At 58.5% G+C, this 14,243-nt stretch carries 13 protein-coding genes; 2 read left to right on the top strand and 11 right to left on the bottom strand.

All coding sequences use genetic code 11. The features are described from left to right. Positions 1–193 precede the first annotated feature (193 nt). Both AAAT03_RS00530 and glf read right to left on the bottom strand, forming a co-directional pair. Positions 194–1,225 (bottom strand): glycosyltransferase family 2 protein, encoded by a 1,032-nt coding sequence (locus AAAT03_RS00530; RefSeq protein WP_118270119.1) that lies wholly within the window; start codon positions 1,223–1,225, stop codon positions 194–196. Beyond that, positions 1,218–2,420: a UDP-galactopyranose mutase gene (glf, locus tag AAAT03_RS00525; protein WP_117564384.1), complete on the bottom strand. Its 1,203-nt coding sequence runs from the start codon at positions 2,418–2,420 to the stop codon at positions 1,218–1,220. Before glf ends, AAAT03_RS00530 begins: the two co-directional genes overlap by 8 nt. A gap of 232 nt (positions 2,421–2,652) precedes the next feature. Between glf and pta the strand changes: the two genes are divergently transcribed. Further along, positions 2,653–3,633: a phosphate acetyltransferase gene (gene pta, locus AAAT03_RS00520; protein WP_117640338.1), complete on the top strand. Its 981-nt coding sequence runs from the start codon at positions 2,653–2,655 to the stop codon at positions 3,631–3,633. A gap of 352 nt (positions 3,634–3,985) precedes the next feature. On the opposite strand, the gene AAAT03_RS00515 is transcribed toward pta, so the two are convergent. The 9 genes from AAAT03_RS00515 to rnd all read right to left on the bottom strand — a co-directional run bounded on the left by AAAT03_RS00515 (position 3,986) and on the right by rnd (position 13,177). Continuing rightward, positions 3,986–5,164 (bottom strand): acetate kinase, encoded by a 1,179-nt coding sequence (locus tag AAAT03_RS00515; RefSeq protein ID WP_349102342.1) that lies wholly within the window; start codon positions 5,162–5,164, stop codon positions 3,986–3,988. A 164-nt stretch (positions 5,165–5,328) separates the two neighbouring features. Continuing rightward, positions 5,329–6,507 (bottom strand): acetate kinase, encoded by a 1,179-nt coding sequence (locus AAAT03_RS00510; RefSeq protein WP_006234305.1) that lies wholly within the window; start codon positions 6,505–6,507, stop codon positions 5,329–5,331. Positions 6,508–6,627: 120 nt separating this feature from the next. Further along, entirely contained in the window at positions 6,628–7,788 is a 1,161-nt protein-coding gene (locus tag AAAT03_RS00505; RefSeq protein ID WP_349102341.1) for an MFS transporter, read from the bottom strand. Between the two features lie 119 nt (positions 7,789–7,907). Next, the gene (locus AAAT03_RS00500; protein ID WP_349102340.1) at positions 7,908–8,798 is read right to left on the bottom strand and encodes a LysR family transcriptional regulator; all 891 of its coding nucleotides are present in this window, start codon (positions 8,796–8,798) and stop codon (positions 7,908–7,910) included. Positions 8,799–8,839: 41 nt separating this feature from the next. Next, the gene (locus AAAT03_RS00495) at positions 8,840–9,175 is read right to left on the bottom strand and encodes a histidine triad nucleotide-binding protein (protein WP_035137921.1); all 336 of its coding nucleotides are present in this window, start codon (positions 9,173–9,175) and stop codon (positions 8,840–8,842) included. 49 nt (positions 9,176–9,224) lie between these two features. Further along, the gene (xseB, locus tag AAAT03_RS00490) at positions 9,225–9,491 is read right to left on the bottom strand and encodes an exodeoxyribonuclease VII small subunit (protein WP_006234311.1); all 267 of its coding nucleotides are present in this window, start codon (positions 9,489–9,491) and stop codon (positions 9,225–9,227) included. A 42-nt stretch (positions 9,492–9,533) separates the two neighbouring features. Continuing rightward, a complete protein-coding gene (gene xseA, locus AAAT03_RS00485; protein WP_117800404.1) occupies positions 9,534–10,970 on the bottom strand; it encodes an exodeoxyribonuclease VII large subunit in 1,437 nt (478 codons plus the stop codon). A 130-nt stretch (positions 10,971–11,100) separates the two neighbouring features. Beyond that, positions 11,101–11,805 (bottom strand): zinc metallopeptidase, encoded by a 705-nt coding sequence (locus tag AAAT03_RS00480; protein WP_117800356.1) that lies wholly within the window; start codon positions 11,803–11,805, stop codon positions 11,101–11,103. A 238-nt stretch (positions 11,806–12,043) separates the two neighbouring features. After that, positions 12,044–13,177 (bottom strand): ribonuclease D, encoded by a 1,134-nt coding sequence (gene rnd, locus AAAT03_RS00475; RefSeq protein ID WP_118270125.1) that lies wholly within the window; start codon positions 13,175–13,177, stop codon positions 12,044–12,046. 98 nt (positions 13,178–13,275) lie between these two features. On the opposite strand from rnd, the gene AAAT03_RS00470 reads away from it, so the two are divergent. Then, entirely contained in the window at positions 13,276–14,193 is a 918-nt protein-coding gene (locus AAAT03_RS00470) for a diacylglycerol kinase family protein (RefSeq protein ID WP_117817808.1), read from the top strand. The last annotated feature ends 50 nt before the right edge of the window (positions 14,194–14,243 follow it).

The following is a 14,243-nucleotide window of genomic DNA, read 5'->3' as shown; positions in this document are numbered from 1 at the left end:
TGTGTACCGCGCGTCCAAGATCTTCAAATTCAGCTGTCTGACATAAAGCGAGACATAGCAGAGGACCCCTGGTCCTTAACTTGATACGAGTTCCGCACGCAAAGGAGGCGCCAGTGGCGCCTCCGTCTTGCGCAGGACTGTCCGAAGTAGCAAGTTAAGGACCAGGGGTCCCCGTTACCCGAGCGTTTCTGTACTAGTTGAATTTGAAGATCTTTGAGGCAAGACGGTATAGGCCGAGTGTGGTTTTGTCTCCGGCACGACCGCGGAGGTTAGTGAAGAAGCCGACCACACCGTAACGTGCACGACGATACATACGCTCGTCATAGGCCTTCAGGTCCGCCCACAGCGTCTTCAGGCGCTCGTCGGCGCAATCCTCGTCGGAAAGCTTGGTGAGCACCGAGCAGATCGCCATCATCATAGTGAAATAACCCATCATGTACGAGCGCAGACGCGACGACTCAACATCGCTGTTCAGGTGGTACGACTCCATCATGATACGCGTAACTCGGAACTGCTGGTCCAGACGCTTGACCATCGTTGCCTCGTTGACGCTCTGGCCTTCGCGACCGATAAAGTAGCGGTAGAGGTCGATGTCGGCGTAGTACATGGTCTTGCAACGCGGCAGCGGCACGTAGGCGTAGATGTTGTCCACATAGAACGTGTGCGGCGGCATGGGAAGGTTGGACTCGCGCAGCACATCCGTGCGATAGCACAGGCTGTGCATGAGTAGGTTCTGGTCCAGGCGGAAATGACCGATCTGATCCCAGGAAAAGATCTTTTTGCGCGGCAGGGCAAATTTGTAACCGATAGCGGTATGCGTGCCCTCGTAAACCTTCTCATACACGTAGTTCGAGATAAACAGGTCAACGCGCTGGTCGCGCTCCTCAAAGCCACGCAGAATCGACAGCATGGTCGAAAGGGCAGCGCCGTCAAGCCAGTCGTCCGAGTCGACAACCTTGTAGTAGGTGCCCTGCGCCTCGCGCAAGCCCGAAAGGACGGCGATACCGTGGCCGCCGTTCTCCTGATGCACCGCGCGGATAATGCCGGGGTAACGCGCCTCCCACTCGTCGGCCTTAGCGGCCGTCTCGTCCTTGGAACCGTCATCGACGATGATAATCTCGATATCGGTGGCATAATTGCTCCCCTCCAAGATGGAGGTGATGCAATGGTCCATGTCCTTAGCGGCGTTATACGAGGGAATACCGAATGTTATGACTTTATGCATGGCAGGCGATAATCTCATCCGAAAGATCGAGGGCGGAATTGGTCACGGCATCCATATCGTAGTAACGATACTCGGCCAGACGACCCACCGGGTGGAAGTTTGTCAGGTTCTGGACGCGCTCAAGATAGCGCTCATAGAGCTCGCGGTTCTCGGGCTCCAGAATGGCGTAATAGGGCGTCTCGCCCGAGCCGGGCGTATAGGCCTTGGAGTACTCCTTCATGATGGTGGTCTTGCCGGGCAGGACCTGACCAGTCATGTTCTTGAACTCGGTAATGCGCGTGTAGTCCTCGCTCGTGGTGTAGTTGACGGTACCCACGGGCTGGAACTGATCCATATCGAGCGTCTCGAACTTCATATCGAGCGTACGGTACGGAAGAGCGCCCAGATCAAGGCCAAACAGCTCATCGAGCGGACCGGTATAGACGATCTCGCCGCCGTAGACCTTGCCACCGATCTTGACGGTGGTCTCGTCGATCTCAAAGAGATCGCGGGCGTCCACGTCGCAAAACACGTCGATCAGGTCGTGGTCGAGCATATGCTCGAACAGCGCCGTGTAGCCGTCCTGCGGCATACCCTGGAAGGGAGCTTGCGGGAAGTAGCGGTCATCATCACCCACAAAGACGGGAACGCGGCCGGTGATCGAGGGGTCGATCTGATCGGGCGTCTGGCCCCACTGCTTCATGGTGTAATGCAAAAAGACGTTCTCGTAGACGTAATCGGCGACCTCGGCAAGATCCGGGTCGTTCTTCTTACGCAGCTCCATAATGGGCACCTTGACATCCTTGCCAAAGGTCTCCACGAGCTTCTGATACAGCTCCTCGCCGCGCTCGTCACCAAAGGCGAGCTTGAGACTCGCATGGTTGAAGGGCACGGGCATAAGAGTACCGTTGATGTTGGCGAGCACCTTGTGCTGATAATCCGTCCACTTGGTAAAGCGCGACAGGAAATTGTGCACGCGCTCGTTAAAGGTGTGATAGATATGCGGACCGTACTCGTGGATCAGGATTCCGGCCTCGTCAGTGCAGTCATAGGCATTGCCCGCAATGTGGCTACGGCGCTCCAAAACGGCAACACGATAGCCGATAGTCTCGGCAAGACGGCGGGCGCAAACGGCACCGGCATATCCAGCACCGACGACAATCATGTCGTACGCGCCGGCGTTAAAGCCTTCAGGCAGGCCTGAGGTAATCTGCATCGATACTCCTTGTCAAAAGCCACACGCTTTTTAACTGGGCTTTTTCTCGAACATACGTCGAGACATATTTATCAGAGCGATTATAGCGCTAATGCGTCCTATAATGAACTTGCCACACTAGGAAAGCTCAAGCACTGCGGCGTACATTATTGAAAGGTAAACCCGCTAGCAGCGGGTTTATTCGTGTACAGCCGAGGGCCTGGAGCTTAGCGAAACGCTTGTAAGGAGTATCATGAGCGATTTCCTGAACCGTATGAAGTCTGCCGCCAAGGCCGACCTTAAGACGATCGTCCTGCCCGAGGGCGAGGATCCGCGCACCATCGTCGCGGCAAACAAAATCATCGAGGAGGGCCTGGCAAAGCTCGTCATCCTGGGCAACCCCGACGAGATCGATGTTCCCGGCGCTACCGTCATCGACCCGCGCAACGCCGAGAAGCACGAGGAGTACGCGCAGAAGTTTGCCGAGCTCCGCGCCAAGAAGGGCGTTACCATCGAGCAGGCTCGCGCCCAGGTGATGGACGCCACCTACTTTGGCACCATGATGGTCAAGATGGGCGACGCCGACGGCCTGGTCTCCGGCGCCTGCCACTCCACCGCCGACACCCTGCGCCCCGCGCTGCAGATCCTCAAGACCGCTCCGGGCACCAAGCTGGTCTCGGCCTTCTTCGTGATGTGCACCGACACCCCGCAGTTCGGTACCGACGGCACGCTGATCTTCGCCGACTGCGGCCTCAATATCAACCCGTCCTCCGACGAGCTCTCCGAGATCGCCATCGCCTCGGCCCACTCCTGGTCCACCTTCATGGGCAATGTTGAGCCGCACGTGGCCATGCTCTCCTACTCCACCATGGGCTCCGCCGGTGGCGAGGTCGCCAAGAAGGTCCAGGAGGCCGTGAAGTTCTGCAAGGAGAAGGCTCCCGAGCTCGCCATCGACGGCGACCTGCAGCTCGATGCCGCTATCGTCCCCACCGTCGCCCAGCTCAAGGCTCCCGGCTCCTCCGTCGCCGGTAAGGCCAACGTGCTCGTGTTCCCCGACCTCGAGGCAGGCAACATCGGCTACAAGCTGGTCCAGCGCTTCGCTGGCGCTGACGCCTACGGCCCCATCCTGCAGGGCATCGCCAAGCCGGTCAACGACCTGTCGCGCGGCTGCTCTGCCGACGACATCGTGGGTGTCGTAGCCATCACCGCCGTCCAGGCTCAGATGGCTGAGTAGCGGACGCACTCGCCCGAAGGCCGTACGGGCTAACCCCTGAAAACGTCCTCGACCAATGAAACGCCCCCGTTCTGCTCCTTCGGAGCTACGAACGGGGGCGTTTCTGGTCTGCGGAATGTTTTCAGGGGTTAGCCCGTACGGCCTTCTACTGCTACGAAGCATTCAGGGCATCTGGAGTGGACGGCGGCTTGGCTACGAGCTGGGGCTGAGGATCTGAATGGATGGGTGTCGTTGCCGGGAGCGCAGGCGTTACTGGTGATGATCACTTTGGGACTGGAATTTCCGCCTGCTAGCAAAAAGGCCTCCTGAGCTGCTACTCAGGAGGCCTTTCGTTCAATCGCAAACGAACGCACTAGTTATTCGCGGTCAGACGCTCGACGTCGTGGGCGATCATGTATTCCTCGTCGGTGGGGATGACCATGACCGTGACGGCGGAACCGGCGGCGCTGATGACCTGTGGGCCGTTGCCCACGGCCTCGCGGTTCTTGTTGTTGTCGATACGCACGCCCAGCCACTCAAAGCAGTCGCAGAAGGCCTTGCGGATCGACCAGTCATTCTCGCCGATGCCGGCGGTAAAGGTAATGGTGTCCACGCCCGCCATGGAGGCAATCATGGAACCGGCCTGCTGCATGGCCTTGTATGCGAACATATCGAAGGCGAGCAGGCAGCGCTCGTCACCCTCGGAAGCGCGCGTACGGATGTCGCGGGCATCGTTGGAGATGCCCGAGATGGCAAGCAGACCGGACTGCTTGTTCATCATGTCATCGACTTCCTGGTAGCTGTAGCCGCCCTCGCGCTGCAGGTAGCACACGGTGGCCGGGTCAATGGAACCACAACGGGTGCCCATCATCAGGCCGTCGAGCGGCGTGAGGCCCATCGTGGTGTCGCGGCACACGCCGTCCTCGATGGCGGCGAGCGAAGCACCGTTGCCCAGATGGCACGAAAGCAGACGGTGGCAGCGCGAGCCCAGGATCTCCTTGGCCATCATCCACTCATAGCGGTGGCTCGTGCCGTGGGCACCGTACTTGCGAACGTGGTACTTGTCGCACACGTCCTTGGGCAGGGCGTAGGTGTAGGCGACCTCGGGCATGGTCATGTGGAACGAGGTGTCGAAGACAGCCACGTTGGGCAACTCCGGATACTTCTCGCGGCAATATTCGATTGCCGCGGCCTCGCCGTAATTGTGCAGAGGGGCGAGCGGAGCCACCTCAAGGATCTTAGCCATGACCTCATCGTCGACGACCGCGGAATCATCGAAGTGCCAGCCACCCTGAACGATACGGTGGCCGATGCCATCGATCGTAAAGTCGGTCTTCTCGAGCTCCTCGAGCACGCGCGCAATGGCGCAGCGATGATCGGGAAAAGGAATCTCCTCGGTCAGCTTGGCACCACCGTTCTCGGAGTGGCCAAAGGTGCCCATATCCGAGCCGATACGCTCGCAGTTGCCCTTGGCGAAAACCTCGCGGGTATCGGTATCCAAAAGCTGAAATTTAAGGCTCGAGCTGCCGGCGTTGACAACAAGTACGTTCATGAGACTCCTTCGTGATTACAGTACGGTCGGCAAACCTATAAGGTGGCCGTACACTTAATAAGAAGTTATCAGAATCCAATAAATATCTATTAAACTCTTCGCCCAAAGAGCGTAAAAGGGGGCTGAACGGCACAAGGCCATCCAGTCCCCTCCCCTTGCATCAATTACTTGCCGTTGACGATGCGCTCGACGTCGGAAGCGATCATGAACTCCTCGTCCGTGGGGATGACGAAAATCTTGACCTTGGAATCCTTTGCGGACAGGCACCAAGCGCCGTCACCACGCAGGGCGTTACGGGCATGGTCCATCTTGACGCCCATAAAGGCCAGACGGTCGGCAACGCCGGCGCGAACGGCCGGAGCGTGCTCACCGATGCCGGCGGTGAAGACCAGCGTGTCCATGCCGCACATGGAAGTGGCCATCTCGGCAGCCTTGGCGGCAATCTTGTAGACGAACATGTCGAAGGCGAGCTGAGCCTCGGGGTCGCCAGCGGCGGCGAGCTCCTCGACGTTGCGGCAGTCGTTGGTCTTGCCACCGGTCACAGCCAAAAGGCCGGACTTCTTGTTCATCATCTCGTCGACCTCGTCGAAGGTGTAGCCGCCCTCGCGCTGCAGGTAGCACACGGTAGCCGGGTCGATGGAGCCGCAGCGGGTGCCCATCATGACGCCGTCGAGCGGCGTCAAGCCCATGGTGGTGTCCATGCACTTGCCGTCCTCGATGGCGCACAGGGAAGCGCCGGAGCCGATATGGCACACGACGACCTTGCGGGCCTCGCCGTTGGTCATCTCGGCGACCTTCTTGGAGATGTAGCGGTAGCTGGTGCCGTGGGCGCCGTACTTACGGATGTGCAGCTTGTCGCAGACGTCCTTGGGCAGGGCGTAAGTCTTGGCGACCTCGGGCATGTTGAAGTGGAAAGCGGTGTCGTAGACCGTGACGTTGGGCAGGTCGGGATACTGCTCCAGGCAGTACTCGATAACGTTGGCCTCGGGGTTGTTGTGCAGCGGGGCGAGCGGGGCGACCTCGCGGATCTTGGCGAGAACGTCCTCGTCGACGAGGGAGGAATCGCCAAAGTACCAGCCGCCCTGAACGATACGGTGGCCAATGCCCTCGATCTTGACGCCGTTGGCCTCGAGGTCCTTCAGGACGACCTCGATGGCGACCTTGTGGTCGGGGAACTCGATGTTCTCGGTCACCTTCTTGGAGCCGTTGGCAGCGTGGGTGAAGGTGCCGCCGGTAAAGCAGACGCGCTCGCAGGAGCCCTTTGCGGACACCTTGTGGGACTTGGTATCGATGACCTGATACTTAAGGGTCGAAGATCCTGCGTTGACGACCAGAACGTTCATGTGTCTCCCTACTAACAGGCGGTGTGGCGCCGCCAGGTTACATACGCTTCAATAATAAACCCAAACGCCCTCGCGCTCGGGTTTATTGCGTTGATATATAAGTTATCGATGCCCAAATACTCACGGCCTTTGACTTGTAAGACGAAATAGCGCGGGGATATACACCAGGGAAGAAATCCCGAGCGCAACAAGCAATACGACTCGAATGCCCGCAACGCTACTCAACACAGCGTTGAGCAGATAGAAAAGAACGGCACCCGCCGCCACCATCTGGCTTTGAACCGAAATCAGTGAACAGCGCATCGAAGAATCGGCAGCATTTTGAAAAATTGAGTATTTGATTGGGGCAAACAACGAGTACGCAACCGTCTGCAGCACATAGAACACGGGCAGCAAATTAACCGGAGTAAGGGGAATCAAAAACAAAGCTGTCAATACTAAGCGAATGATGCCGCAAATACGCGCAAAACGGCCCTTGTCGACACGAGCAATCACACTGGGAACAATAAACCCTATGGAGGCGGAGGCAAGGAGCTGGACCGCAATGGTCACGCCCGAAGCGACGGCATTCATTCCGCGGCCTGCAAGCAACAGTGAGAAAAAGTCTTCCAGGGCGACGAAGGCAAATGCCTGAGAACAGTCCATGATAAACGCTGACCGAAGAACGCCGCTACAGGCAATAGCGGCACCGATCATCTTCGGGCCAATCCCACGCTCAGGTGTCGCCGCAGTGCCCCCTCTTCGCATCTCAGGAATGCAGACAACGACAACCAACGTCAACACCATTGCGATGATATCTGCCGAAAGACCAATGAGGTATGCACCGACGGACGAAATGAAACCGCCCACACAAGCGGAGATGGCATAAGAGGCATAGAAAACAAATCGCTCAACGACATTAAGTCTTACGAGCTGGTCCTGAGAGACGCTGTCAATGTAAATCGCTTCTATGGATCCGCTCACACATGCAACGGCAAAACCTTTGAGAGCAAACGCGCCGATTAAAAGCAGAGGAGAACGGACGAGAAGCAGGGCGGCGTAGTATCCAAGCATTCCCACAACGCCAACGAGACCGCCAGTCTTTCGTCCAAACCTATCAGCAATATAGCCAGTGGGAACTTCGAGGATGAACTTGCTCACTTGATATGCAATCATCATGCTAGAAATCGCTACCATCGAAAGCCCGACGAACTCAAGGTAGACAGTTAGAAAATACAAGATGGTGCTGAAGTTCGGCAGAAAAACGAACGTCATATAAAACAAAACCGTACGGTTTTTCATGCTCCGCCCTCCAAGAGTCAGCAATCTAAATCGGAATCTTGGAAAAGCATGAGGGCAAAGCTGTCAGCTATGTGTTACAAGGCGTCAATAATCACTTGACGTCTCGAAGCCAATTAATTTCACGAAGCAAGATGACGCAATAGGTGCAGAAAAACCGTCTGGTGTCGATTAGTCCAGGAATTTTGCCGATAGCAAAAGTAGATAGGCAAGGTTACATCACGCGAACCTTCAATGGAGCACTCACTCACTTCTGACCCATCCGATGCGAGAGAGGACCCAGACAAACTCAATATCAATCCCCCGGCTTGAAGAAACTCAGTCTGAGCCCTGTTTCCGTATTCAACATCACGGAAGCGAAAATTGACGAGCTGGGCTTCGGGACATTGATTGATTGCATTGAGACAGGGTGACAAATTAATGGGAACAGCGAGCCTGCCGCCCAGTAACTCGCGAATGGTCATGGCGCCCACAGATTGATGACCCGCTGGGCATGAAAGAACCTTGAGCTCTTTTTCACCCAAATATTTTGAAGAAAGGACGCTGTCCCGTGGTTCCTCGAATGAGATAGCCGCGTCCGAAATTCCAAGTATAAGTGATTCAAAGCATGTTGCCGTTGGCTGATGCCACACATCAAGATGAATCTGAGGGTGCGAGCGTTCAAACGAGTCATACCATTTTTCGGCAAAAAGGCGCCCCCGTCCATGAAGGCAGGGGGCGTAAAGACGGAAATGGCCGTCGGGCGAAACGCAGCCGTTCCCCGATTGAGCGTACTTTTTGAGATCGTCGACTTGTGCCAGGATCACGCGTGCACGACGCGCAAATTCTCTGCCCGCCGGAGACAAAACAGCCTCCCCCGCCGATCGGTTGAGCAAAACAATCTGATACTCAGATTCCAACTTTTTGATTGCCGACGAAACGGCCTGTGGGCTCACATGAACGGCTCGAGCCGCTTTGCGCACGCCGCCGTAGTTCGCTACCGCTTGAAGGTATTCGAGTTGAGAAAGCTGCATAGGTTACTCCAAAGGCAGCCAAGTCGACGGCCTACGCGCCCTCAGATGAGGTTCTCGCCCAGGTTCTTGCCGCCGAGGACGTGCATGTGGAAGTGCATGACGGTCTGACCGGCGTTAACGCCCTTGTTGGAGATGACGCGGAAACCGTCCTCCAAGCCCTTGGCCTTAGCGACCTCCTGGATGGCGTGAGCCATGGCGCCCATGGTCTCGGCCGGTACGTTGTCAGCGATGTCGCTGTAGTGCTTCTTGGGGATCACGAGCGTGTGGACCGGCGCCTGGGGATTGAGGTCGTCGAACGCGATGACCTGATCGTCCTCATAGACAACGGTCGAGGGGATCTCGTGGTTGGCGATTTTGCAGAAGATGCAATCACACATGGTTGGTTCCTTTCTCACAGACCAAGGTAATTATATTTGGTCAGGATGGTTAGAACGAGAGGTTGTCGTCGGTGTTGGCGGCCTCGCCGTCGGCGAGCACGTCGTTGCCGTCGACGTCCTTGAGAAGCACCGAGACCTTCTGCTCGGCATCGGACAGGCGGGTGCGCAGGCTCTTGAGGAGCTCGACGCCGCGGGTATAGCTCTCGAGCGACTCCTCGAGCTCCATATCGCCCGACTCCAAGCTGCGAATGATGAGCTCCAGCTCCTGCGAGGCCTGCTTGTACGTAAGCTGCTCGACCGGGGTCTTCTCTGCCATATCTGTTTCCTTTCCTAAAGGTTTATCGCTATGAAACGCGGTCTATTCGACCGTATCGACCGTTGCCGCCACGTTGCCGTCTGCCATGCGCACGCGGATGGCGTCGCCGGGCTTAAAGGTCTTGGCGCTCGTGGCCACCCCATCATCGCTGTACGCGATGGAATAACCACGAGCAAGCACCTTGAGCGGCGACAGGGCATCGAGCGAGGCTGCCGCACGGCCCAGGTCGGACGCTGGCTTGTTGAGCATCGTGCGCCCCTGATGCTCCAGACGAGAACTCGCAAGCGCGAGCGCATGGCGCTTGCCATCGAGCCCCGAGGTGCTTGCAACCAGACGCTCGGGTAGGTGCTCAAAGTTGGAGCGGAATGTCCCGACCGAGCGCGCTATGGCGCCCGACAGGCGATCGGCCGTCAGGGCAAGCTCAGACTCGCGACGCTCGACCATAAATGTGGGGTCGTTGAGGCACGGGCGGCACGCGGCTGCATCGAGTGCGTCGCCCAGACGAGCCGTATAGGTGTCCCAGGCACGACGGCCGCGTTGGTCGAGCATTTCCAGATCGACCTGATCCGACCCGATCATCGAAGCCATCGCGGCGCCCAGACGCTGATGGCGCGTCTCGAGCACGTCGGCCAACTCCGTCATAGCCGGCGCCACCGATTCTGCCGCTGCCGTTGGCGTGGAGGCGCGACGGTCGCTCACCATGTCGCAGATCGAGGTATCGGGCTCATGCCCAATGCCCGTCACCACAGGCACGGGACAGGCCGCCACCGCACGGGCAAGCTCCTCGTCGTTAAAGGTCATGAGGTCCTCGAAGGAGCCACCGCCGCGCACCAGCAAGATGCAATCGGGTGCCGGCGTAATGGCAGCGGCGCGGCGCAAGCCTTCAATAAGCTCTGCCGGCGCACCCTCGCCTTGCACCTTGGCACCCACGCAAACAAGCTCGACAAGCGGGTTGCGACGGCGCAGTGTGCGCTTGACGTCGTCGATCACGGCACCCGAAAGCGAGGTGACGACTGCCACACGCGAGCAAAACACCGGAATGCGACGTTTGCGCGCCTCGTCCATCAGGCCCTCGCGACGCAGTTTTTCGGCCAACTGAGCCACCTGCTGACGCAGCAGGCCCTCCCCCGCCAGCGAGAACGAGCGGGCAACGAAGCTCATGCGACCCGTAGGCTTGTAAAGATTGAAGCTACCCTTAAAGCTCACCTGCATGCCGTCGCGCAAGTCGAAGGTACGCTTAAGGTAGGCGCCCTTCCAGATGATGCAGTCGACGGCGGCCGAGTCGTCCTTGATTTGGAAGTAGCAGTGGCCGCTTCGGGCATTGGGACCGCGGAAACCCGTGACCTCACCCAAAACGCTCAGCTGCGGAATGGCATCGAGCGCGCCGGCGGCGATCTCTACCGCTTGGCTCACGCTGAGCTCTTTGCGCTCCTGCTCTTCCGATCCGTCGAACTCGGCGGAAACGGTATTGCCGGTCAGATTCCAGCCTGCCACGCAGCCCCCTTTCGTCATCGTGCACAAGGGCTTCGGCCCTGCGCAAATTCAAGTCCAACACATAGTACAGCGCCGCGGGGACACAAATCCCCACGGCGCCCGTCGGTCCCATTTGTTATCGGTTGGAGTTTCTGTTGTAACGAGCCATAAGGTAGAGCAGCTGAATGATCGAAGTGAGCGCTGCAGCAACATAGGTAAGCGCAGCGGCCGTCAGGACCTTCTTGGCACCGTTGACCTGCTTGGAGCTCATACCCGACTGCTCAATATACGCCACGGCGCGCCGACTGGCATCAATCTCAACCGGCAGCGTAACCAGCTGGAACAGCACGCTAAACGAGAAGAAGATCAGTGCGAGGGTCGTGAGTCCCGCGATGTTCATAAACAGGCCCATGAGCAGCACGATCGTCCAGGTGTTCTGGGTAAAGTTGACGACGGGGACCAAAGCGGTGCGCACCTTCATCATGGCATAACCACTTTGACGCTGAGCGGCGTGACCCGCCTCGTGACAAGCGACGGCAACGCTTGCGACCGAACCGCCCGAACGGTTGGCGTCCGAGAGATACAGGTTGTTATCCTGCGGGTTGTAATGGTCGGTGAGCTCACCGGCGACACCCTTGATACCCACGGCATTGCAACCGCTGGCGTCAAGCATGCGGCGAGCGACCGTGGCACCCGTGTCACCGTCTGAGCGAACCTTGGACCAGGTTTTGTACGTCGAGTTGATATAGTTCTGTGCGGCAAGGCCAAGTACCGTGCAGACAAGAACAACCAGCAGGTACAGCGGGTCGATGCCAAAGCCATATCCATAGTAATAGGGCATGCGAATTCCTCCGAATCGAGTTACACGTTGGAGGCATTCTACCCACTCGCCCAGCAGGCAAGTCAGCATCGATGTTTAGGCATTGTCAGCGAAAACGGCCGAGAGCGAGCAAGGTGACGTGAAAGAGAAGCGACGCGTACTTTGGTACGCGAGCGACGATTGAACGTCAGATTGCCGCTCTCGGCCGTTTGCAGCGTCGAGCTGTTACGCGGTTTGGTAAAACCGCGTAACTATATACCTATAACAACTCAATCTTTCCGTCCTTCACGGTGAGGCCCATGTTGCCGGAAAGCAGATCGTCCAGGCGCGAGCCCACAAGCTCAAAGCGCCAGCCTTCGCGCAGGGGACTCTGCTCGGGATGCTCAATGTAGTCGGCCAGGTCATCGCGCGAGGCAATGACCGAGGTCGCCACGCCCGAGCGCTCGGAGACCAAGCGAATAAGCGCATACATAAGGTCGGTCACGCTCTCCAACTCCGGCGAAATCTGGCGATGCCCGCGCACCATGAGCGGCAGGCGGTCGTGCGGGCAGCTCGCGCCGCGTTTGATGGCCATGAGCGCGCCGTCCACATCGCGCTCCCCCAGCTGGTCGGTGCCGCGGATGCTGCGGAACTCCTCGACGCGCACGGGATTGCGCTTGACGAGCGCCAGCAGCGTATCGTCGGACATGACCCACTTGCGCGGGATGTTGCGGCGCTCGGCGCGGTCCTCGCGCCAGGCGGCGAGCTCGCGCGCGATGCCCAACTGGTGACGGCTGCACGAGTTGATGCGCTTGACCTTGCGGAATGCCTCGTGACGATCGGCGCGATAATGCGACTCGTCGGCCAGCGGACGCAACTCGTCGAGCACCCAGTCCACCCGGCCCAGCTCGCGCAGGCGACTCATCATCTCGGTATAGGCAACGATCAAATACTTGACGTCATCGATCGCGTACTCAATCTGCTTATCGGTCAGCGGGCGGCGCGACCAATCGGTCAGCGACTCGGTCTTGGGCAATGAGACACCGCAAAACGTCTGCACGAGCGCGCCGTAGGAAATCTGCTGGCGCTCGCCCAAAAAGGCGGCGGCCACCTGCGTGTCAAAAATGGGACGCGGCAGCGCGCCCACGGTATGGAGCATAACCTCCATATCCTGCGAGCAGGCGTGAAATACCTTGGTCACGCTCTCGTCGGCCATGAGTTCGGCCAAGGGAGACAGGTCGTCGATCACCAGAGGATCGACCGCGACGCTCTCGGCAGGGGTGGCAATCTGAACCAAGCACAGGCGCGGGTGGAACGTGCGCTCGCGCAAAAACTCGGTATCGACGGCAATCGCGTCGAACTCGAGGGCGCGCTGACAAAAGTCGAGCAGAGCCTGATGTGTGGAAATGTACATATCAACCCATCGAATAAGGTTAGGCCCGAAAAACACGGGTAGGATATCGGCATTGCCCTACAACTATACTCGGTTAGTCACAGAACGGGAACGTAAGTATGCGCTGCCTTATCATCCACAACCCGGCATCGGGCCCCAGCTCAGATGAAATCTACGCGTTCACGCACGCCCTCGCGCAGGGCGGCGACGAGGTCGTGATGCGTTTTATCGGCGATGGCATGGAACCCGAGGACGCCGTGGCAGACGTGCGCGAGTTTGATCGCGTGGTGATTTCGGGCGGCGACGGCACCGTCTCCAACGTGCTCGACCAAATGCGCGGATGCGGCGTCCCCACGCTCGTCTTCCCCTCCGGCACGGCTTGCCTGTTCTTTAACAACATTGGCAATGCCCCCGAGGCCGCGGCGCTCGCCAAGGCCTGCCGCGTCGGCCGTACCGTCAAGGCGGACATGGGCGAGCTCTTTTGGCTCGACGAGAACGGCAACGAAAAGCGCCACGGCTTCATCATCATCGCCGGATCGGGCTACGACGCCGAGATCATGATGAAGGCCGCCCCCACCAAAAACGACATCGGCGAGATCGCCTACTTCCTATCCGCGCTCGCTACGCCCAACCCCACGGTGGCGCACTTTACGATTGAACATGACGGCATTGTCGAGGAGCTCGATGGCATCTGCTGCATGGCCGGCAACACCTCGGTCATCCAAAACGACATCAACCTGTTCCCCGACTGTCGCATGAACGACGGCATGGTCGACATCGCGGTCATCGAGCCCGTAAAAACCGTGCAGCTGCTCCCGACCGTGATCACCGCCGCGCTCGACCCCGCCGGCAAGGTGCTCGGCCGTCCGCAGTTTAAGATCATCCAGACCAAAGAAGCCAAGATCACCTGCACCCCGTCGCTGGGCATGCAGTTCGATGGCGAAATCATCTCCAGCAACTCGGGCGTCTTTGGAGCCCGCGCACTTCCGCAATGCCTCGACCTCATCGTCGACGAATTCTCCCCACTCGGAAAATAGGAGGACCCCATGAACGACAATCCCCTGCTCGGCTTTATCGTCATCGTTTT

Origin of the sequence: Collinsella sp. CLA-AA-H167 (assembly GCF_040095305.1) — a bacterium.
Lineage (GTDB): Bacteria > Actinomycetota > Coriobacteriia > Coriobacteriales > Coriobacteriaceae > Collinsella.
This window is presented reverse-complemented; position numbering and strand designations above follow the sequence as displayed.

Coding starts and splice junctions, on each gene's coding strand:
- AAAT03_RS00530 (WP_118270119.1), bottom strand. CDS start 1,225: ATGCATAAAGTCATAACATTCGGTATTCCCTCGTATAACGCCGCTAAG.
- glf (WP_117564384.1), bottom strand. CDS start 2,420: ATGCAGATTACCTCAGGCCTGCCTGAAGGCTTTAACGCCGGCGCGTAC.
- pta (WP_117640338.1), top strand. CDS start 2,653: ATGAGCGATTTCCTGAACCGTATGAAGTCTGCCGCCAAGGCCGACCTT.
- AAAT03_RS00515 (WP_349102342.1), bottom strand. CDS start 5,164: ATGAACGTACTTGTTGTCAACGCCGGCAGCTCGAGCCTTAAATTTCAG.
- AAAT03_RS00510 (WP_006234305.1), bottom strand. CDS start 6,507: ATGAACGTTCTGGTCGTCAACGCAGGATCTTCGACCCTTAAGTATCAG.
- AAAT03_RS00505 (WP_349102341.1), bottom strand. CDS start 7,788: ATGAAAAACCGTACGGTTTTGTTTTATATGACGTTCGTTTTTCTGCCG.
- AAAT03_RS00500 (WP_349102340.1), bottom strand. CDS start 8,798: ATGCAGCTTTCTCAACTCGAATACCTTCAAGCGGTAGCGAACTACGGC.
- AAAT03_RS00495 (WP_035137921.1), bottom strand. CDS start 9,175: ATGTGTGATTGCATCTTCTGCAAAATCGCCAACCACGAGATCCCCTCG.
- xseB (WP_006234311.1), bottom strand. CDS start 9,491: ATGGCAGAGAAGACCCCGGTCGAGCAGCTTACGTACAAGCAGGCCTCG.
- AAAT03_RS00480 (WP_117800356.1), bottom strand. CDS start 11,805: ATGCCCTATTACTATGGATATGGCTTTGGCATCGACCCGCTGTACCTG.
- rnd (WP_118270125.1), bottom strand. CDS start 13,177: ATGTACATTTCCACACATCAGGCTCTGCTCGACTTTTGTCAGCGCGCC.
- AAAT03_RS00470 (WP_117817808.1), top strand. CDS start 13,276: ATGCGCTGCCTTATCATCCACAACCCGGCATCGGGCCCCAGCTCAGAT.